Consider the following 20,501-nt stretch of genomic DNA (forward strand, 5'->3'; position numbering starts at 1 on the left):
CGGAGTAGAAGATGAGCAAACTGATCGCTGCTGTAGGGGCCTCGCTGACGCTGGCCATGGCCATCCACGCGCAAGCCGCCGAACAACTGAACGTGGTGAGCTGGAGTGGTTACTTCACCCCGCAGATCCTGGAGAAGTTCGAGAAGGAAAGCGGCATCAAGGTGACCGTGGATTCCTACGATTCCAACGAAACCCTGCTGGCCAAGCTCAAGCAGGGCGGCGCCGGCTACGACGTGGCGATTCCTTCCCACGCCTTCGTGCCGATCCTGATCCAGGAAAAGCTGCTGGAGCGCTTCGACCCGGTCAGCCAGCCGTACTACGCCAACGTCGAGGACAACCTGAAGAAGCCCGCCTGGGACCCGGAGGGCGCCTACGCCGTGCCCTTCATCTGGGGCACCACCAGCGTGGTGCTGGACAGCGCCAAGTACAGCGGCCCGGCCGACAGCTACTCGGTGCTGTTCACCCCGCCCAAGGAGCTACAGGGCAGGATCAACATGTTCGACTCGGCCAGCGAGGTGATCGACACCGCCAGCCTCTACCTGGGCATCCCGCTGTGCAGCGAGGATCCCAAGCAGATGCAACAGGTGCTGACCCTGCTGAAGAACCAGAAGCCCTTCGTGAAGACCTACAGCTCCAAGGCCGGCTCGATCCGCGAGAACCTGGCCTCGGGCGAAATCGACATGTCGATGTTCTGGGGCGGCTCGTCGATGCGTGCGCGTGAGATGAAATCCAGCCTGAAGTACCTCTACCCGAAAGAGGGCGTGATGGCCTGGGTGGACAACCTGGTGATCCCGGCCGGCGCCAAGCACCCGGAGAGCGCGAAGAAGTTCATCGCCTTCCTCAGCCAGCCGGAGAACTCGGCGATGACCCAGAACTTCCTCAAGCACCAGAGCCCGATCAAGGGTGTGGAACCCTTCCTCGATGCCAGCCTGAAGGATGCGCCGGAACTGCACATCCCCGAGGGCACCAAGGTGGTGTTCAGCAAGACCTGTGGCGAAGGCGCGATCCGCCTGGCCGACCGTATCTGGACCAACCTGATGCGCTGATCCCCGACCGGGAAAGTCACAGACCGACGCTGCTCGCGTCCACCTTCATGGGCGTGGCGGCAGCGTTCGGCCTGAAGAACGCAACAAGCCCCGCCCGGCGGCGGGGTCGCTGAACCCGACTTATGCTTCCCGCCTGCCGGAAGCGACTGATGAAAGAAGGCCGCGCTCCATGAGCCAGAATAAGCACAACGAACTCGTCCAGCTCCAGGCCCACGAACTGGCCCAACGCATCCGCCTGCGCCAGGTGTCCTGCCGCGAGGTGATGCAGGCGCACCTCGAGCAGATCGAGCGCTTCAACCCGGCGGTCAATGCCATCGTCAGCCAGCAACCCGACGACCTTCTGCTGGCCGAAGCCGACCAGCGCGATGCCGAACTGGCCCGTGGCGAATACCGTGGCTGGATGCATGGCCTGCCCCATGCGGTGAAGGACCTGTCGCTGACCCAGGGCATCCGCACCACCCTCGGCTCGCCGCTGTTCCGCGACTACCTGCCCGAGCGCGACGGCATCATGGTCGAGCGCATCAAGGCGGCTGGCGCGATCATCATCGGCAAGACCAACACTCCCGAATTCGGCCTCGGCTCCCACAGCTACAACCCGATCTTCGGTGCCACCGGCTGCGCCTATGCGCCCGAACGCACTGCCGGCGGCAGCAGCGGTGGCGCGGCGGCGGCCCTGGCGCTGCAGATGGTCCCGGTTGCCGACGGCAGCGACATGATGGGCTCGCTGCGCAACCCGGCGGCCTTCAACAACATCATCGGCTTCCGCCCGTCCCAGGGCCGCGTGCCCTTCGACGACAGCGCCGACCTGTTCATCGACCAGCTCGGCTACGAAGGCCCGATGGGCCGCAGTGTGCGCGACGTGGCGCTTTTGCTGTCCGTACAGGCCGGCGGCGATGCCCGCGCACCGCTGTCGATCGCCGAGAGCGGCGAGCAGTTCACCGGCAAGCTGGAGCGTGATTTCAAGGGGGCACGGCTGGGCTGGCTGGGCGACCTCGGCGGCCATCTGCCGATGGAGCGCGGCGTGCTGGAGCTGTGCCGCAAATCCTTCGCCGACTTCGAAGCCATCGGCTGCCAGGTCGAAGAGACCGCCATGGGTTTCTCGCCCGAGCGCCTATGGGACACCTGGCGCACCCTGCGCCACTGGATGGTCGCCGGCTCCCTGGGCGCAGCCTACACCGACCCTGGCAAGCGCGAGCTGCTCAAGCCCGAGGCCATCTGGGAAGTGGAGAACGGCCTGAAACTCTCCGCCATGGATGTGTTCCGCGCCTCCGCCGCGCGCAGCGACTGGTACCGTGCAATCAGCAAGCTGTTCGAACGCTACGACTACCTGCTGTTGCCCAGCGCCCAGGTGTTCCCGTTCGACAAGACCTGGGACTGGCCGAAAGAGATCGCCGGCAAGGCCATGGACACCTACCACCGCTGGATGGAGGTGGTGATCCCGGCCACCCTGTCCGGTTGCCCGGCGGCCAACGTGCCGGTGGGCTTCAATGAGCAGGGCCTGCCCATGGGCCTGCAGATCATCGGCAGGCACCAGGCCGACATGGCCGTGCTGCAACTGGCCCACGCCTACGAGCAGGCCTCGCGCTGGTACCAGCGCTGCCCGCCGCCGATGCTGGCGGGAGATTGAGTTACTTATCCACAAACTGAGGGGGACGCATGAACATCAGCTTCTTCCAGGAACTGCTGCAGAGCATCACCGAGCGCGGCCGGCAACTGCTGGAGTCGCGCGAGCCGGCGCCGGGTAATGCCCAGGCGCTGGCGCAGGCTTGCCACAAGCTGATCTCCAGCCACGGCGAAGCGTCGGGCGTGGCCCTGGCGCAGCAGGTCCTGTGCGCTTACCGCGACTGTCCGCCGGAACAGCAGAAGGCCTTCTTCGATACCCTGCTGAAGGACTTCGCACCGCCCCGCGACGCGCTGGCGCAAGCCTGCCAGCGCTACCTCGACGAGCCGTCTTCGGCCAATACCACGGCACTCTTCCAGGCCAGCGAACCACCGCGCCAGGAGTTGTTCCGCCGCCTCAACCAGGCGCCCGGCGGCACCGCCGAGCTGATCGCCATGCGCCGCCTGCTGCTGCAGGAATTGAAAGCCAGGCCGGAGCTTGCCGCCGTGGACCACGACCTGCAGCACCTGCTGGCCTCCTGGTTCAACCGCGGCTTCCTGGTGCTGCGGCGCATCGACTGGTCGACCCCGGCGTCGATCCTGGAAAAGATCATCCAGTACGAGGCCGTCCACGCCATCAAGGACTGGGACGACCTGCGCAGCCGGCTGCAGCCGGCCGACCGCCGCTGCTTCGCCTTCTTCCACCCGGCACTGGCCGACGAGCCGCTGATCTTCGTCGAGGTGGCGCTGACCCGTGCGATGCCCGGCGCAATCGCCGACATCCTTGAGGCCAAGCCGGAAGCGCAACCGGCGGAGGAGCCGGACACCGCGGTGTTCTATTCCATCAGCAACTGCCAGGACGGCCTGCGCGGCATCTCCTTCGGCAACTTCCTGATCAAGCAGGTGGTGGAGGAGCTGGCGCGGGAGATACCCGGCCTGCGCCAGTTCGTCACCCTGTCGCCGGTGCCTGGCTTCCGCCGCTGGCTCGACAGCCTGGGCGAAGACCCGCAACTGGCTGCGCCTGCCGCCGAGCTGCTCAAGGCGCTCAAGCCCGATGCGTCGCCACCGCCGCGCACTGAAGAACCCATGCTGGCGCTGGCCGCCGAGTACTTCCTGCACGCCAAGAACGGCGCCGGCCTGCCGCTTGACCCGGTGGCGCGCTTCCACCTCGGCAACGGCGCCCGCCTGGAGCGCCTGAACTGGCGCGGCGACCTGTCTGCCAGCGGCCTGCGCCAGGCTGCCGGGCTGATGGTCAATTACCGCTACGAACTGCGCCAGATCGAAAAGAACCACGAAGCCTACGCCAACCAGGGCGCGGTCGCGGCCTCACCCGAGGTGCGCAAGTTGGCCACCCTGACGGCGAAAACAAAACGCTAGGACCTCACCATGAACCAGAGCCTTTTCGCCGAAGTCGGCAAACACCTGCCCAGCGACCTGTCCAAGCCCTTCATCCGCACGCCCGTGGGGGGTGGCTACAGCTACGCCGACATGCTGCGCAGTACCTCGCAGTTCGCCCATGCCCTGGTGGAACTCGGTGTGCAGCCGGGCGACCGGGTTGCCGTGCAGGTCGACAAGAGCCCCGAGACGGTGATGCTCTACCTCGCCGTGCTGCGCGCCGGCGCGGTCTATCTGCCGCTCAACAGTGGCTACACCGGCGAGGAGCTGCGCTACTTCCTCGACGACGCCGAGCCTTCGCTGTTCGTCTGCGCCCCGGCTTTCGAGGCCCAGGCCCGCGAGTTGGCGAAAGTCAGCGGCGTGGCCCAGGTCGAGACCCTGGGCGACGCCGGTGACGGTTCGCTGATGGAGCGGGTGCACGGCAAGCCGGGGCACTTCGCCGATGTCGAGCGCGCCGCTTCCGACCTCGCCGCGATCCTCTACACCTCCGGCACCACCGGGCGCTCCAAGGGTGCGATGATCAGCCACGGCAACCTGGTGTCCAACGCCCGCGCGCTGGTGGACGCCTGGAAGATCACCAGCGAGGACTGGCTGCTCCACGCGCTGCCGATCTTCCACATCCATGGCCTGTTCGTGGCCTGCAACAGCCTGCTGATGGCGGGCGGCTCGATGCTCTTCCTGAGCAAGTTCGACGCCGCACAGATGCTCCGCCTGCTGCCCCAGGTGAACCTGCTGATGGGCGTGCCGACCTTCTACACGCGCCTGCTCGACCAACCTGGCCTGACTCGCGAGGCGGTGGCGCACATGCGCCTGTTCATTTCCGGTTCCGCGCCGCTGACCGCCGAGACCCACAAGGCGTTCTCCGAGCGCACCGGCATGGCCATCCTCGAGCGCTACGGCATGACCGAGACCGGCATGAACACCTCCAACCCGCTGGACGGCGAACGCATCGCCGGCACCGTCGGCTTCCCGCTGCCCGGCGTCGAGCTGCGCATCACCGACCCGGCCCAGGCCGAGCCGACGCTGCTGCCCCAGGGCGAGCCGGGGATGATCGAAGTACGTGGGCCGAACGTGTTCCAAGGTTACTGGCGGATGCCGGAAAAGACCGCCGAGGAACTGCGCGCGGACGGCTACTTCATGACCGGCGACATCGGCTTCGTCGACGACCGTGGCTATGTGCAGATCGTCGGCCGCAACAAGGACATGATCATCAGTGGCGGCTTCAACGTGTACCCCAAGGAGCTGGAGGAGATCCTCGACACCCTGCCGGGCGTGGTCGAGTCGGCGGTGATCGGCGTGCCGCATCCGGACTTCGGCGAGGGCGTCACTGCCGTGCTGGTGGCCGGCAAGGATCAGGCGCCGACCGAGGCGCAGGTGCTTGCCGCACTGGATGGCAAGCTGGCGCGTTTCAAGCAGCCCAAGCGCGTGATGGTGGTCGACGCGCTGCCGCGCAACGTAATGGGCAAGGTGCAGAAGAACGTGCTGCGCGAGCAGTTCAAGGCGCTGTATTCCTGATCCTCCGGAGTAAAAAAGCCCCGCTCACGCGGGGCTTTTTGCTTTTGTAGGCGCGGAGCTTCTCAGCGAAATCAGCTCCTACTGGAGATATCAGGTGCATCGGGCTCGCGTAGGAGCGGACTCCGTCCGCGATGTGTCTGCCTTGCGCCGGGCTTTCTCGCGTCGCGCCGGCGTGCGCGCAGGCTTCTTGTTTCGCCCCCTCGGGCGAGTCACTTCTTCCAAACGCCGAAGAAGTAACCAAGAAGGCTTGCCCCGGACATCCGGTTTTTCGCTCAGGCGAAAAATTCCCTCGTTGAATCGAAATTTCAGGGGCACGCGCTGACGGGCCATCCCTGGCCCGACAGCGCTCTCGCGGCATCCATGCCGCTCAACCCCTGAAATTCCAATTCAACGAGGCCTCCTGAAAGGGGCGTTCGGCGTGCGCGGGTGTTTCTCTGGAAATCTCCAAAAGCCAGAGCGGCGCATTCGCTTTTCGTAGGAGCGAGCTTGCTCGCGAATCGCTCAACGCCGGATCCTCTGTAGGAGAGCCAGAATGAAAAAAGCCCCGCTTGAGCGGGGCTTTTTGTGTCGCCGGAAGGCTATCAGCGAACCGTCACCACCACCTTGCCCACCGCCTTGCGCTGGCCCAGGTGATTGATCGCGTCGGCGGCCTGCTCCAGCGGGTAGGTCTGCGACACCAGCGGCTTGATCTTGCCCTCGGCGAACCAGGCGAACAGCTGTTGGAAGTTCGCTGCGTTGTCCTGCGGCTGGCGCTGGGCGAAGGAGCCCCAGAACACGCCGACCAGGGAGGCGCCCTTGAGCAGGGTGAGGTTGGCCGGCAGCGACGGGATGGTGCCGCTGGCGAAGCCGACCACCAGCATGCGGCCGTTCCAGGCGATGGAGCGGAAGGCTTCCTCGAACAGATCGCCGCCGACCGGATCGTAGATCACGTCCACGCCCTGGCCGCCGGTGATTTCCTTGAGCTTGTCCTTCAGGCTGCCTTCGCTGTAGTTGATCAGCACGTCGGCGCCGGCGGCCTTGGCCACCTCCAGCTTGGCGTCGCTGCTGGCGGCCGCGATGACCTTGGCGCCCATGGCCTTGCCGATCTCAACGGCTGCCAGGCCCACGCCGCCGGAGGCGCCGAGCACCAGCAGGGTCTCGCCCGGCTGCAGGTTGGCGCGCTGCTTGAGCGCGTGCATCGAGGTGCCGTAGGTCATGCCGAAGGCGGCGGCGCTGGGGAAGTCCATGCCGTCGGGGATCGGCATCACGTTATAGCCGGGTACCGCCACTTCCTCGGCGAAGCTGCCCCAGCCGGTCAGCGCCATCACCCGGTCGCCGGGCTTCACGTGGCTGACCTTCTCACCCACCGCGCCCACCACACCGGCGGCCTCGCCACCCGGGGAGAACGGGAAGGGCGGCTTGAACTGGTACTTGCCCTCGATGATCAGGGTGTCGGGGAAGTTCACCCCGGCGGCATGCACCTGCAGCAGGACTTCGTTCTTCTTCGGCTCGGGGCTGGCGATGTCTTCCAGCACCAGGGTTTCGGCGGGGCCGAAGGCTTTGCACAGCACGGCTTTCATGAGGAGTACTCCACTCTGGGTATCGGCGCAGTGTAGGAGCGTGAGGCGGGAGGGCAAATCACCATGGCCTGGGCTTATGCCCCGATATAGCTTGGGCGGCGGCGCGAGTGTGGCTATCCTTTCCCCATCGAATTCGGAGACATCGCCTTGAGAGCTTTCCTCGCCCTGTTGCTGGCTTTTTCCTTCAGTACGTTCGTCATGGCTTCCGAATCCGAAGAAGCCAAGCCGGAAGATGCCAACAAGCCTGTATTCGTCGACCTCACTCCCGCACTGGTGGGCAACTACGGCAGCGGGCCCCGCCTGAAGTACTTCAAGGCCGACATCGCGCTGAAGGTCACCGGCAAGGAGGCTTCCGAGAAGGTCGAGCACCACGAGCCGCTGATCCGCAACCAGCTGGTGATGCTGTTCTCCCAACAGACCGACGACTCCCTCGGCAGCGTCGATGGCAAGGAAAAGCTGCGCCAGGAAGCCCTCAAGCAGGTGCAGGCTGCGCTCCAGCAGGAAGAGGGCAAGCCACTGGTGGACGACCTGCTGTTCAACAACCTGATCGTCCAGCCCTGACGTTCCTCGGGCCACCTGCATGAACACGATTCATGCAGGTGATCCGGCGACCGGCTGCGGCTGCGCGTCGCAATGCCGCGCTGAAAGCTCCGCCCGACAAGGCGTGTAGGAAGTTTCCTGCGCACGCCTGACCTGAATCAAGCCCCGTTTGCCGCGGGTCGCCGAACATCCCCTCATGATCCGCTCGAATTCGAGCGTCTGGACAAAGGGGAAATCGGATGACAGGAAAGGCAAAAAGCTGGCGCAGCCGCGGGCTCGCGGTGCTGGTGGTGGCCGTGCTCGCCGCGCTGGCCTGGCAGACGTTCAAGCCGACGGGCCTGCCCGAAGGTTTCGCCAGCGGCAATGGGCGCATCGAAGCCACCGAAGTCGACGTGGCCACCAAGCTGCCCGGCCGCGTGGCGGAAATCCTGGTGGACGAAGGCGACTTCGTGAAGGCCGGCGATGTGGTGGCGAAGATGGACACCCAGGTGCTCCAGGCCCAGCTCGCCCAGGCCCAGGCGGAAGTACGGCGGGCGCAGAACGCCCGGCTCACGGCCGAATCCCTGGTGGCCCAGCGCACCAGCGAGAAGTCCACCGCCCAAGCCGTGGTCGCGCAACGCCAGGCGGAACTCACCGCCGCGCAGAAGCGCTTCACCCGCACCGAGCAACTGGTCAAACGCAACGCCCTGCCGCAGCAGCAACTGGATGACGACCGCGCCACGATGCAGAGCGCCCAGGCGGCGCTGGCTGCAGCACGTTCGCAAGTGGTCTCGGCGGACGCCGGCATCTCCGCCGCGCGCTCCCAGGTGATCGAGGCGCAATCGGCCATCGAGGCCGCCACCGCGAGCACCGTGCGGCTGCAGGCGGACATCGACGACAGCCTGCTCAAGGCACCACGCAACGGCCGCGTGCAGTACCGCGTGGCGCAGCCGGGCGAAGTGCTGGCAGCCGGCGGCAAGCTGCTCAACATGGTCGACCTGGCCGACGTTTACATGACCTTTTTCCTGCCCTCCGGCCAGGCCGGCAAGGTTGAGCTGGGCCAGGAAGTGCACCTGGTGATCGACGCCGTGCCCGAGTACGTGATTCCGGCGAAAGTGTCCTATGTCGCCAGTGTCGCGCAGTTCACGCCCAAGACCGTGGAGACCGCCAACGAGCGCGAGAAGCTGATGTTCCGCGTCAAGGCGCGCCTCGATCCGGGGCTGCTGGAGAAATACGTCACCTACGTGAAGACCGGCGTGCCGGGCATGGCCTACCTGCGCCTTGACCCGCAGGTGCAATGGCCGGCCGAACTGCAAATCAAGGTCCCGCGATGAACGCCGCCGACTGCGTGGCTCGTCTGGCCGGCGTCTCGCTGCGCTATGGGCAGACCCGCGCAGTGGACGACGTCACCCTGGAGATCCCGGCCAACCGTATGGTCGGCCTGATCGGCCCGGACGGTGTCGGCAAGTCCAGCCTGCTGGCACTGCTGGCCGGTGCGCGGAAGATGCAGGACGGCGAAATCCAGGTGCTCGGCGGCGACATGCGCGACGCTCGCCACCGCCGCGCCGTGTGCCCGCGCATCGCCTACATGCCACAGGGCCTGGGCAAGAACCTCTATCCGACGCTCTCGGTATTCGAGAACGTCGACTTCTTCGGCCGCCTGTTCGGCCACGACAAGGCCGAGCGCGAGCGGCGCATCGCCGATCTGCTGCACAGCACGGGATTGGCACCCTTCGCCGAGCGCCCGGCGGGCAAGCTGTCCGGTGGCATGAAGCAGAAGCTCGGGCTGTGCTGCGCGCTGATCCACGACCCGGATCTGCTGATCCTCGACGAGCCCACCACCGGCGTCGATCCGCTGTCGCGCAACCAGTTCTGGGAGCTGATCGCGCGCATCCGCGCAGGCCGCGAGGGCATGAGCGTGCTGGTGGCCACCGCCTACATGGAGGAGGCCGAGCGCTTCGATCACCTGGTGGCGATGGACGACGGCCAGGTGCTCGCCACCGGTACGCCCGCCGAGTTGCGCGCACACACCGGCACGCAGAATCTCGAAGAGGCCTTCATCGCGCTGCTGCCCGAGAACAAGCGCGCCGGCCATCACAAACTGGTGATTCCGCCGCGCGCGCAGAATGAAGGCATGCCGCAGATCGCCATCGAAGCCGAGGGGCTGACCTGCCGCTTCGGCGATTTCGTCGCGGTGGACCGTGTCAGCTTCCGCATCGAGCGCGGGGAAATCTTCGGCTTCCTCGGCTCCAACGGCTGTGGCAAGTCCACCACCATGAAGATGCTCACCGGCCTGCTGCCTGCCAGCGAAGGCACCTGCGCACTTTTCGGCCAGCCGGTGGACGCCAACGACATGGCCACGCGCCGGCGCGTAGGCTACATGTCGCAGGCCTTCTCGCTGTATGCCGAGCTGACGGTGCTGCAGAACCTCGAGCTGCACGCGAAGCTGTTCCACATTCCGCACGAGCAGATCGGCCCGCGCGTCGAGGAAATGCTCCAGCGTTTCGACCTGGGCAGGGTCAAGGACGAGCTTCCCGACAGCCTGCCGCTGGGCATTCGCCAGCGCCTGTCGCTGGCCGTGGCGGTGATCCACAAGCCGGAAATCCTGATCCTCGACGAGCCGACCTCGGGCGTCGATCCGGTGGCCCGTGACGGCTTCTGGGAGCTGATGGTGGAGCTGTCGCGCAATGACGGCGTGACCATCTTCATCTCCACCCACTTCATGAACGAGGCCGAGCGTTGCGACCGCATCTCGCTGATGCATGCCGGCAAGGTGCTCGACAGCGACACCCCGCAGGGGCTGATCGACAAGCGCGGCCTGCCGACCCTGGAAGCTACCTTCATCGCCTACCTGGAAGAGGCCGCCGGCAGTGCGCCGGTGCCCGATGCCACCCCCGCTCCCGAGCAGACGGCCGGGCCGGCCCGCTACCAGGGCAGCGACCGCTTCAGCTGGCTGCGCCTGTTCAGCTACGCGCGCCGCGAGGCCATGGAACTGCGCCGCGACCCGATCCGCCTGACCCTGGCGCTGCTGGGCACCGCGCTGCTGATGTTCATCATCGGCTATGGCATCAACATGGATGTCGAGGACCTCAGCTACGCGGTGCTCGACCGCGACCAGACCACCACCAGCCAGGCCTATGCGCTGAATATTTCCGGCTCGCGCTACTTCATCGAGCACGCGCCGATCCAGAACCCCGAGGAACTGGAGCGGCGGATGCGCAGTGGCGAGCTGAGCCTGGCGGTGGAAATCCCGCCGGACTTCGGCCGCGACCTCAAGCGCGGCGCCAATCCCGCCATCGGCGTGTGGATCGACGGCGCCATGCCGACCCGCGCCAACACCGTACTCGGCTACGTCCAGGGGCTGCACGCCAGCTACCTTGCCGACCTCGCCCGGCAGAGCGGCAACGCCGCCGCCAGCGCGGCGGCCAGCACCGAAGTGCGCTTCCGCTACAACCCGGACGTGGAGAGCCTCAAGGCCATGGTGCCGGCGGTGATCCCGCTGCTGCTGATCATGATCCCGGCGATGCTCACCGCCCTGGGCGTGGTGCGCGAGAAGGAGCTGGGCTCGATCACCAACCTCTACGTCACCCCGGTCACGCGCCTGGAGTTCCTGCTTGGCAAGCAGATGCCCTACATCGGCATGGGCATGATCAACTTCGTGCTGATGCTGGCCATGGCCGTGCTGCTGTTCCAGGTGCCGCTCAAGGGCAGCTTCCTCGCGCTGCTGGTCGGCGCCTTCCTCTACGTGGTGACCAGCACCGGGCTGGGGCTGCTGCTCTCCACCTTCATGAAGAGCCAGATCGCCGCGGTGTTCGGCACCGCCATCGCGACCATGATCCCGGCCATCCAGTTCTCCGGGCTGATCCACCCGGTGTCGTCGCTGGAGGGCGCGGCGGCGGTGATCGGCCAGCTCTACCCGACCTCGCATTTCCTCATCGTCAGCCGTGGCGCCTTTTCCAAGGCGCTGGGCTTCGCCGACCTGTGGGTCTACTACCTGCCGCTGGCGGCCATGGTGGTGGTGCTGACACTGCTCAGCGTGGCGTGCCTGAAGAAGCAGGAGGCCTGAGATGAACCCGCTGGTGAACATCTTCAACCTCGGCATCAAGGAATTCCGCAGCCTGGGCCGCGACTACGCGATGCTGATCCTGATCGCCTGGGCCTTTACACTGGGCGTCTACAGCTCAGCCACCGGCGTGCCGGAAACCCTGCACCATGCGCCGATTGCCATAGTCGACGAGGACCAGTCGCAGCTCTCCACGCGCATCGTCAACGCCTTCCAGCCGCCGTATTTCCGGGTGCCGGAAATGATCGGCCACGCGCAGATGGACCGCGGCATGGATGTCGGCCTGTACACCTTCACCCTGGACATCCCACCGGACTTCCAGCGCGATGTGCTGGCCGGGCGGCAACCGGCGATCCAGGTCAACGTCGATGCGACGCAGACCGGCCAGGCCTTCTCCGGGGCCGGCTACATTCAGAACATCGTCGGCACCGAGGTGCGCGAGTTCGTCAGCCGCTACCGCGCCGAAGCGGCGATGCCGGCGGAGCTGGCGGTGCGCATGGAATTCAACCCGAACCTGACCCAGGCCTGGTTCGGCGCGGTGATGGAGGTGATCAACCAGATCACCATGCTGTCGATCATCCTCACCGGCGCCGCGCTGATTCGCGAGCGCGAGCACGGCACTGTGGAGCACCTGCTGGTGATGCCGCTGACCGCCTTCGAGATCATGATGGCCAAGGTCTGGTCCATGGGCACCGTGGTACTGGTGGCGGCGGCGATTTCTCTGCAACTGGTGGTGCGCGGCTGGCTGGACGTGCCGATCAGCGGCTCGGTGGGGCTGTTCCTGCTGGGCGCGGCGCTTCACCTGTTCGCCACCACGTCGATGGGCATCTTCCTCGGCACCGTGGCGCGCTCGATGCCGCAACTGGGGCTGCTGGTGATCCTTACCCTGATGCCGCTGCAGATTCTCTCCGGCGGCACCACGCCGCGCGAGAGCATGCCGGAGCTGGTGCAGAACATCATGCTGGCGGCGCCGACCACGCACTTCGTCAGCCTGGCCCAGGCGATCCTCTATCGCGGCGCGGACCTGTCCATCGTCTGGCCGCAATTGCTGGCGATTGTCGGAATCGGTGCGGCGTTCTTCGCCGGCGCCCTGTGGCGCTTCCGTCGGACCATCGGGCAGATGGCCTGACGCCTGCTGCTCTTCTCAGGAGCGAGCAAGCTCGCTCCTGCAGAGCCCCTAACCGCACGCCTCGCTCCGAAGGGGGACTGATCGGAGCAGGTGGAAACCATTGCCTCGGCCCGCTCGGGTGGCTCCCTCTCCCATCAGGGAGGGGGCTGGGGAGAGGGCAGGCACCGCAGGGCCTTCAGGACAGTGTGTGCTCGGCCCTATCCAGCGGCCACACGCAGGTCTGGTTGCGCCCCTTGTGCTTGGCCGCATACAGCGCCTGGTCGGCCTGGGCGATCAGCTGGTCCGGCGCGGCGTCCTGCCCTGGCATGGCGATGGCCAGGCCGATGCTCACCGTCAGTCGCCCCAGTTCCCCGGCGGGATGCGCGATGCCCATCTCGGCCACGCGCTGGTGGATGCGCGCGGCCACATGGCTGGCGCCTCCCATGCCGGTGTCGGTGAGGATGATGACGAACTCCTCGCCGCCATAACGGCACGCCACATCGCCTTCGCGTTGCAGGCTTTCCTGCAGGCAGCTGGCGAGGCGCCGCAGCGCGTCGTCGCCGGCCAGGTGGCCGAGGCAGTCGTTGAAGCGCTTGAAGTGGTCGACGTCGAGCATCAGCACCGCCAGCGGCGCATCGGCCCGGCGCAGGCGGCGCCACTCGCTCTGAAACTGGCGGTCGAAGTAGCGGCGATTGAACAGGCCGGTCAGGCCGTCCTGCTGCGACAGCTTGTGCAGCTGCGCCTCCAGTTGCAGGCGCTCGCTGTTGTCACGGGCCACGGCGATCAGGTAGTCGTGGTCGCCCTGGTGGATCAGCTGGGTATTGATCTCCGCCGGTTGCAGGCTGCCGTCGCGGCGAAGCATCTCGCGCTGGAAGATCATCGACAGGTTCAGCCGGTGCGCCTGCTGCACCAGCTGGATCCAGGCGTGGAAGCCGGGGATGAGTCGCTCGGGATCGTCGCGCAGCAGGTGGCGGAACTCCTCGGCGCTGTATCCCAGGCCGTTGTAGGTCGCGCGGTTCATGTGCAGCAGTTCGCGCTGTTGCAGGTCGAAGATGAACAGCGCGTCGCGGCTGGAGTCAGTAAGGTCCAGCGCCAGTTGCAGGCGTTCGCGGCTGTCACGCAGGTTTGCCTCCACCGATTGGCGCTGCTCGGCTTCCTGGTTGAGCAACTGGTTGCTTGCGCTCAGCGCGGTGGCGCGGCGGGCGTTCTCGCGGGCGAGGAACAGCGCTGCTACCAGCAGCAGGCTGATGGCCATGCCGCCGCTGAACACCACCGTCGGCAGGGGGGTGGACAGCGATTGCACCAGCGTGGCCGTGGGGCGCAGCTCCAGCTCGAAGCTGCGGTTGTCGAGCAGGCGCAGCGGCACCCGCAGCTGTTTCCCGGCATCGCTGCCGGGCTGGTCGCGCACGTAGATCGGCCTGCCATGTTCGAGCAGGCTCACGCTGAACAGGTGGTTGTCGGCCTGCTTGAGCAGGTTGTCCATCAGCGGGCCGACGCGGAAGACGCCCTGCATGAAGCCATCGAAGCGCAGCTGGTTGTCGATGTCGCGGATGTACACCGGCGTATAGAGCACGAAACCGCGTCCGCCCTGGAGCAGTTCGACACTGTCGCTCAGGTGTGCCGTGCCGCTTTCGCGGGCGGCCATCGCCGTGGCGTAGTTGGGGTGCTGCGCAGAGAGTCGGAAGTTCAGCGCCGCCTCATTGCCCTGCAGCGGTTCCAGCCAGCGGATGCGCAGGTCCGGATCGGCCCATTGGATCGATTGGTAGCCGGGAAAGCTGCGGACGTAGAAGCGCGCGTCCAGCTCCCATTCGGCACGGGGCATGCGGCCGTGGTGGGTCCACAGCTGGGCGAGCAGGTCCAGGCCCTGGACCTGCTCATGGAGATTGGCTTCCAGCTGGTGCGCCAGGCTGCGCCCCTGGTAGGTCAGGCGCTCCTCCACGCGCTGCCGTTCGCTGCGCGCCAGCTCCTCGCTCAGCCAGGTGCTGGCGAGCAGGAGCACGCAGAGCAGGCCGCCGAGCCCGAGGTAAGTAGCTAATGAGGACTGAAGGCGGTGCATACGGCGAATTCCGGGGGCTTCAGTAACCTAATAGCACAATGCCTCTACTTGTGCGCCAGGCCGACGACGATCGCCCACTGTTCGGCGGTCACCGGCATCACCGACAGCCGGCTGCCTTTCTGTACCAGGGGCATCTCTTCCAGTCCGGCCTGTGCCTTGAGAGTGCCCAGCGGGAGCACCGAGCGGAAGGCTTCGACGAAGCTCACGTCGCGGGCTGTCCAGGGATTCTTCTCGTCGCTGGCCTTGGGGTCGTGGTAGTGGCTCTGCGGGTCGAGCGCGGTCGGGTCCGGGTAGGGGGCGCCGTCGATCCGCGCAATGCCGGCAATGCCGGGCTCGGGACAGCTGGAGTGGTAGAAGAAGAACAGGTCGCCCGGCTGCATGCTGCGCATGAAGTTACGCGCCTGGTAATTGCGCACGCCGTCCCAGCGCGCCGTCTTCAGGCGCTGCAGGTCGTGGATCGAGAGTTCGTCGGGCTCGGATTTCATCAGCCAGTAAGCGCGTGCCATCCGCGAAGGTCTCCTTGTGCGGGTCGTAATGGTTTGTACCAAGGGTAGGCGGGCAGAGGTTTCCCTGCGACAAGTTGCCGGCTCGCCGGAAATCAATTGTAGGAAGAGGATGTAGGAATACCGGCATGAACATTGCCTGAAAGTGCCGGAAGTTTTGGGGGCGGTAGCTCCTCCGACGATCGGTTGGCGTCAGAATTGCGAGAAGCTTTTCATTGTCGGAGAATGCCGCCGTTTTCAGCTTGGCCCGCCGGACGGATAAAAAACCACCGCCGGTCATCGTTGACAGTTTGCCTGGAAGGGGGAGGCAATCGATGAAACGCAAGCCAGATATTTTGTGGGTGTTGGTAATACTTTTCGGTCTGGGTGTCGTCACGACCGGTTACACCCAGAGCCTTTGGGAGCAACGCCAGGGCAACGCCCCGGTGCAGGTCACCCAGCAGCCCTGATTCAGTCACCTCGAATCCAGCGCTGCCATCGCAACGGTTATCGCAAGGAACGCGATTCCGTCGCGAGACGGCCATACCAGCCGCCGTCCGTCACGATGCCCATCAGCGGCACATCCCAGCTCGCCAGCTCCAGCTGATCGACCTTCTGGCATTCGTGCGCCAGGCCCAGCAACGTCGGTTTCTGCCAATTTTTGCGCATGCCCAGATAGGCCAGGGTCCGGTCGTAGAAGCCCTTGCCCATTCCCAGGCGGCCGCCCTGGGGGTCGAAGCCCACCAGCGGCAGCAACAGCAGGTCCAGGGCCCAGGCCGGGCGCTGGCGCCGTCGGTCGGCTTGCGGCTCGGCGATGTCGTAACGGTTGCGCACCCAGCGCTCGCCAATGCCGACCTGCTGGAAGGTCATGTGCGTGCGCGGCCAATCCGAGAGCACAGGCAGGTAGGTTGCCTTGCCGCGTTTCTGCGCAGCCTTCATCAGCGGGCGCGGGTCGATCTCGCCGTCAGCCGGCAGGTACAGGGCAATGTGTTTCGCCCGGCGGAACAGCGGATGCTGCGCGAGCTGGCGATACAGGGCCTGGGCGGCGAGACGTTGCTGGAGGGGCGTGAGCGCGCGTCTGGCCTGGCGCAACTGGCGGCGCAGGGCAGGGCGGGATAGACCGTCGGAATGGATCATGGAAGGGTAAAGCTCCCCGGACATGCCGCTGTCGGGTTAGCCCTTGAACCCGAGAGTTCAAGGTGGTGGTTGCAGTAGGCTTTAAGGCTTTCCGTCGTGCGGACATGCACACCAGCCCAACTGGCAACCCCCGTTGTTGCAATTATCGGCTCAGGGACATCACCGACTGGCCAACACACCAGGGAGCGAGGCTGATTATACCCCAAGGAAATTTCCCTGGTCAGACTTCACCCTGGTCCTTATCAGTGGTAAGGGTATCGGTCGCCAGGGCGCGATCCACGCGCTCGAGCAGTTCGCGCACGCGCTCACGGGTGGAGCCGCTGTCCTGCTCCACGCGCTCCTGCTTGTGCAGCAGGTCGTGGGTGATGTTCAGGGCGGCCATCACCGCGACGCGGTCGGCACCGATCACTTTGCCGCTGGAGCGGATCTCGCGCATCTTGCTGTCCAGATAGCGCGCGGCGCTCTCCAGGTTGACGCGCTCGTCCGCAGGGCATGCGATGCAGTACTCCTTGTCGAGGATTTGGACGTTCAGGGTATTCGACTGGCTCATGAGTCCTGCTCCAGGGCTTTAAGACGCAAAATCATCGCTTCGACCTTCTGCCGAGCCAAATCGTTCTTCTCGATCAGATGGGCGCGTTCTTCCCGCCAGCTTTTCTCGTTCGCCCGCAGCAGCCGGTTCTCGGCCTTGAGCTGTTCCAGGCGCTGGAGCAGCAGGTCGAACTTGGCGATCAGCGCGTGCAGGTCGGCGTCTTCCATGGGCTCTCGCTTGGGAGTTGCTTAAGTAATCGAGAACTATATAGGACTGCCGTGGGGGTGGGTCAACGCACGGCTGCCCGGCGCGTCGTCACATGGTCTTGCGGTGTGCGCCGGTGCTAGGATAACGGACCATATTCTATGCGCGGCGCCTGATGGCGCCTAGCCGTCACCCGGGTTCGATCATGTCCACTTCCAGCTCCGCCTACACCGCCTTCGCCGCCCTGCTCGCCGAGGCCGCACTGCCCATTTCCCCCGCCGAACTGCACGGCCACCTGCTCGGCCGCGTCTGCGCCGGCTCAGGCTTCGACCAGGGCGAATGGCTGCAGGCCGCTGGTGAACTGCTCGGCGGCGAGCCGGGCGAGCGCCTGGGTGCGGCCCTGGGCGGCCTGCTGGGCATGGTCCAGCAGGACTTCAGCCAGGGCGAGATGGCCGTGGTGCTGATGCTGCCCAACGACGACGCGCCGCTGGCCGAGCGCGCCACTGCCCTGGGGCAGTGGTGCCAGGGCTTCCTCGCCGGCTTCGGCCTGGCGCTGCGTTCCCCCAGCCTGTCGGACGAAGCCGACGAAGTGCTGCAGGACATCGCCGCCATCGCCCAGGTCGGCGGCCAGCTCGAAGAATCCGAAGACGGCGAGGCCGACTATATGGAAGTGCAGGAATACCTGCGCGTCGCCCCGCTGCTGCTGTTTTCCGAATTCGGCAAGGTGCCGGCACCGGCCGAGAAACCCTCCCTGCATTGAGGTCGCGCATGATCCGTATCGCCAAGTCGGAATACGCCCGTCGTCGCAAGGCGCTGATGGCGCAGATGGAACCCAACAGCATCGCCATTCTCCCGGCGGCGCCGATGTACATCCGCAACCGCGACGTCGAGCACGTCTACCGCCAGGACAGCGACTTCCAGTACCTCACCGGCTTCCCCGAGCCGGAAGCGGTGATGGCGCTGATCCCCGGCCGCGAGCATGGCGAATACGTGCTGTTCTGCCGCGAACGCGATCCGGAGCGTGAACTCTGGGACGGCCTGCGCGCCGGCCAGGACGGCGCCATCGGTACCTTCGGCGCCGATGACGCCTTCCCCATCGGCGATATCGACGACATCCTCCCCGGGCTGATCGAGGGTCGCGACCGCGTGTACTACGCGCTGGGTGCCAACCAGGAGTTCGACCGCCGGCTGATGGACTGGATCAACGTGATCCGCTCCAAGGCGCGCCAGGGTGCGCAGCCGCCGAACGAATTCGTCGCCCTCGACCACCTGCTGCACGACCAGCGCCTGTACAAGAGCGCCGGCGAGGTGAAGGTGATGCGCTATGCCGCGGAAGTTTCCGCCGGCGCGCACATCCGCGCCATGCAGGCGTGCCGTCCGGGGCTCTACGAGTACCATCTGGAAGCCGAGCTGGAATACGCTTTCCGTCAGGGCGGCGCGAAGATGCCGGCCTACGGCTCGATCGTTGCCACCGGCCGCAACGCCTGCATCCTGCACTACCGCGAGAACGACGCGCAGATCAAGGACGGCGACCTGATCCTGATCGACGCCGGCTGCGAGATCGACTGCTACGCCAGCGACATCACTCGCACCTTCCCCGCCAGCGGCACCTTCAGCCCCGAGCAGAAGGCCATCTACCAGCTTGTTCTGGATGCGAACATGGCGGCCTTCGACTACATCGCGCCGGGCCGCCACTGGAACGAAGCCCACGAGGCCACCGTGCGGGTCATCACCGCCGGCCTGGTGGAGCTGGGCCTGCTCAAGGGCGACGTCGACGAGCTGATCGAGCGCGAAGCCTACAAGGCCTTCTACATGCACCGTGCCGGCCACTGGCTGGGCATGGACGTCCACGACGTCGGTGAATACCGCGTCGGCGGCGAATGGCGCGTGCTCGAACCGGGCATGGCGATGACCGTCGAACCCGGCATCTACATCGCCCCGGACAACACCGACGTGCCGAAGAAGTGGCGCGGCATCGGCGTGCGCATCGAGGACGACGTGGTGGTGACCAGGACCGGTTGCGAGGTGTTGACCAACGGCGTGCCGAAAACCGTCGCCGAGATCGAAGCGCTGATGGCGCAGGCCAAGGCCCAGGCCGCCTGACATGCAACGTACGCAACTGGCCATCATCGGTGGCGGACTCGTCGGCGCGAGCCTTGCGCTGATTCTCCAGGCCGGCGCCCGCGAGCGCGGCTGGCAGATCGTGCTGATCGAGCCCTTCGCCCCCGGCGATGCCTACCAGCCCAGCTATGACGCGCGTTCCTCGGCGCTGTCCTTCGGCAGCCGGCAGATCTACGAGCGCCTGGGGCTCTGGCAGCAGATTTCCCAGCGCGCCGAACCCATTACCCAGATCCACGTCTCCGACCGCGGCCGTTTTGGCGCAGCACGCCTGACGGCAGTGGAAGAGGGCGTTCCCGCCCTGGGCTATGTGGTGGAGAACGCCTGGCTCGGCCAGTGCCTGTGGCATGCGCTCGACCCGGACGTGGTGAGCTGGCGCTGCCCGGCCGAAGTACGGCGGATGGACGCGCTGGGCGACGGCTACCGCCTGACCCTGGACGACGACTCGCAGCTGGACTGCGACCTCGCCGTGCTGGCCGACGGCGGCCGTTCCGGCCTGCGTGAGCAGCTGGGCATCAACGTGCGCTCCTCGTCCTACGGGCAGACCGCGCTGATCGCCAACATCAGCCCGTCCGAGGCCCATCGCGGACAGGCCTTCGAACGCTTCACCGAGAACGGCCCGCTGGCCCTGCTGCCGCTGCCGGAAAACCGCTGCGCGCTGGTCTGGACCCGCAACGGCCCGGACGCCGAGCGCCTGCGCGAGCTGCCCGACGCGGCCTTCCTCGCCCAGCTGCAGGACGCCTTCGGCTACCGCCTGGGCACCCTTCGCCAGGTGGGCGTGCGCTACGGCTACCCGCTGAGCCTGACCGAGGCTGACGAGCAGATTCGCCCGCACCTGGTCGTGCTGGGCAATGCCGCGCACAGCCTGCATCCGATTGCCGGGCAGGGCTTCAATCTCTCGCTGCGCGATGCCAAGGCCCTGGGCGACCGCCTGTTGCAGGAAGAGGCCGCACCGGGCGATTTCGCCGTATTGCAGCGCTACCTGGACGGCCAGCGCCTGGATCAGCAGATGACCGTCGGTTTCTCCGACCGCGTCACCCGCCTGTTCTCCAGCGCCCAGCCGCTGCTCGCCACTGGCCGCAACATCGGCCTGCTCGGCCTCGACCTGTTGCCGCCGGCCAAGCGCTGGTTCGCCCGCCAGGCCATGGGCCTGGGCGCCCGCCCGGTTTAA

General features: G+C 66.2%; 18 protein-coding genes and 1 other RNA gene. 12 read left to right on the forward strand and 7 right to left on the reverse strand.

Features of this window, described 5'->3' with window-relative positions:
• Positions 1-11: 11 nt before the first annotated feature.
• The 4 genes from MJ122_RS15535 (at position 12) to MJ122_RS15550 (ending at position 5,555) form a co-directional block, all read left to right on the forward strand.
• Entirely contained in the window at positions 12-1,046 is a 1,035-nt protein-coding gene (locus MJ122_RS15535; protein WP_239744744.1) for an extracellular solute-binding protein, read from the forward strand.
• Between the two features lie 169 nt (positions 1,047-1,215).
• Positions 1,216-2,673: an amidase gene (locus tag MJ122_RS15540; RefSeq protein WP_088415890.1), complete on the forward strand. Its 1,458-nt coding sequence runs from the start codon at positions 1,216-1,218 to the stop codon at positions 2,671-2,673.
• A 29-nt stretch (positions 2,674-2,702) separates the two neighbouring features.
• Positions 2,703-4,022, forward strand: a complete 1,320-nt coding sequence (locus MJ122_RS15545) for a malonyl-CoA decarboxylase (protein ID WP_239744745.1) — start codon at positions 2,703-2,705, stop codon at positions 4,020-4,022.
• Positions 4,023-4,031: 9 nt separating this feature from the next.
• Positions 4,032-5,555 carry a malonyl-CoA synthase gene (locus MJ122_RS15550; RefSeq protein ID WP_239744746.1) on the forward strand — a complete coding sequence of 508 codons (1,524 nt, stop codon included), beginning with the start codon at positions 4,032-4,034 and terminating at the stop codon, positions 5,553-5,555.
• Between the two features lie 581 nt (positions 5,556-6,136).
• On the opposite strand, the gene MJ122_RS15555 is transcribed toward MJ122_RS15550, so the two are convergent.
• The gene (locus tag MJ122_RS15555) at positions 6,137-7,114 is read right to left on the reverse strand and encodes an NADPH:quinone oxidoreductase family protein (protein ID WP_239744747.1); all 978 of its coding nucleotides are present in this window, start codon (positions 7,112-7,114) and stop codon (positions 6,137-6,139) included.
• Positions 7,115-7,312: 198 nt separating this feature from the next.
• On the opposite strand from MJ122_RS15555, the gene MJ122_RS15560 reads away from it, so the two are divergent.
• The 4 genes from MJ122_RS15560 (at position 7,313) to MJ122_RS15575 (ending at position 12,825) form a co-directional block, all read left to right on the forward strand.
• Complete coding sequence (locus MJ122_RS15560) at positions 7,313-7,675, forward strand: flagellar basal body-associated protein FliL (protein ID WP_239744865.1); 363 nt, start codon at positions 7,313-7,315, stop codon at positions 7,673-7,675.
• A 218-nt stretch (positions 7,676-7,893) separates the two neighbouring features.
• The gene (locus tag MJ122_RS15565) at positions 7,894-8,967 is read left to right on the forward strand and encodes an HlyD family efflux transporter periplasmic adaptor subunit (protein WP_239744748.1); all 1,074 of its coding nucleotides are present in this window, start codon (positions 7,894-7,896) and stop codon (positions 8,965-8,967) included.
• The gene (rbbA, locus tag MJ122_RS15570) at positions 8,964-11,699 is read left to right on the forward strand and encodes a ribosome-associated ATPase/putative transporter RbbA (RefSeq protein WP_239744749.1); all 2,736 of its coding nucleotides are present in this window, start codon (positions 8,964-8,966) and stop codon (positions 11,697-11,699) included. The genes MJ122_RS15565 and rbbA overlap by 4 nt, the downstream gene beginning before the upstream one ends.
• 1 nt (position 11,700) lies before the next feature.
• A complete protein-coding gene (locus MJ122_RS15575) occupies positions 11,701-12,825 on the forward strand; it encodes an ABC transporter permease (RefSeq protein WP_088415897.1) in 1,125 nt (374 codons plus the stop codon).
• Between the two features lie 175 nt (positions 12,826-13,000).
• On the opposite strand, the gene MJ122_RS15580 is transcribed toward MJ122_RS15575, so the two are convergent.
• Complete coding sequence (locus MJ122_RS15580; RefSeq protein WP_239744750.1) at positions 13,001-14,860, reverse strand: diguanylate cyclase; 1,860 nt, start codon at positions 14,858-14,860, stop codon at positions 13,001-13,003.
• 44 nt (positions 14,861-14,904) lie between these two features.
• Entirely contained in the window at positions 14,905-15,366 is a 462-nt protein-coding gene (locus MJ122_RS15585; protein ID WP_088415899.1) for an EVE domain-containing protein, read from the reverse strand.
• A gap of 311 nt (positions 15,367-15,677) precedes the next feature.
• Between MJ122_RS15585 and MJ122_RS30050 the strand changes: the two genes are divergently transcribed.
• Positions 15,678-15,812, forward strand: coding sequence for a hypothetical protein (locus MJ122_RS30050; RefSeq protein WP_017521387.1), 135 nt, complete (start codon positions 15,678-15,680; stop codon positions 15,810-15,812).
• Positions 15,813-15,849: 37 nt separating this feature from the next.
• On the opposite strand, the gene MJ122_RS15590 is transcribed toward MJ122_RS30050, so the two are convergent.
• The 4 genes from MJ122_RS15590 to MJ122_RS15605 form a co-directional block, all read right to left on the reverse strand.
• A complete protein-coding gene (locus tag MJ122_RS15590; RefSeq protein WP_088415900.1) occupies positions 15,850-16,479 on the reverse strand; it encodes a 5-formyltetrahydrofolate cyclo-ligase in 630 nt (209 codons plus the stop codon).
• A gap of 9 nt (positions 16,480-16,488) precedes the next feature.
• A non-coding RNA gene (ssrS, locus tag MJ122_RS15595) (6S RNA) lies at positions 16,489-16,667 on the reverse strand.
• Positions 16,668-16,699: 32 nt separating this feature from the next.
• On the reverse strand, positions 16,700-17,029 hold the full coding sequence (locus MJ122_RS15600) for a cell division protein ZapA (RefSeq protein ID WP_017521389.1): 330 nt from the start codon (positions 17,027-17,029) through the stop codon (positions 16,700-16,702).
• A complete protein-coding gene (locus MJ122_RS15605) occupies positions 17,026-17,235 on the reverse strand; it encodes a TIGR02449 family protein (RefSeq protein WP_017521390.1) in 210 nt (69 codons plus the stop codon). Before MJ122_RS15605 ends, MJ122_RS15600 begins: the two co-directional genes overlap by 4 nt.
• 182 nt (positions 17,236-17,417) lie before the next feature.
• Between MJ122_RS15605 and MJ122_RS15610 the strand changes: the two genes are divergently transcribed.
• Genes MJ122_RS15610 through ubiH form a run of 3 tightly spaced genes read left to right on the forward strand, consistent with a single transcriptional unit; the run spans position 17,418 to position 20,501 of the window.
• Complete coding sequence (locus MJ122_RS15610; protein WP_088415901.1) at positions 17,418-17,972, forward strand: UPF0149 family protein; 555 nt, start codon at positions 17,418-17,420, stop codon at positions 17,970-17,972.
• An 8-nt stretch (positions 17,973-17,980) separates the two neighbouring features.
• Positions 17,981-19,315, forward strand: coding sequence for a Xaa-Pro aminopeptidase (pepP, locus tag MJ122_RS15615; RefSeq protein WP_088415902.1), 1,335 nt, complete (start codon positions 17,981-17,983; stop codon positions 19,313-19,315).
• A 1-nt stretch (position 19,316) separates the two neighbouring features.
• Complete coding sequence (gene ubiH / locus MJ122_RS15620; protein WP_239744751.1) at positions 19,317-20,501, forward strand: 2-octaprenyl-6-methoxyphenyl hydroxylase; 1,185 nt, start codon at positions 19,317-19,319, stop codon at positions 20,499-20,501.

The organism is Pseudomonas sp. DP-17, from assembly GCF_022380625.1.
Taxonomy (GTDB): domain Bacteria; phylum Pseudomonadota; class Gammaproteobacteria; order Pseudomonadales; family Pseudomonadaceae; genus Pseudomonas; species Pseudomonas nitroreducens_A.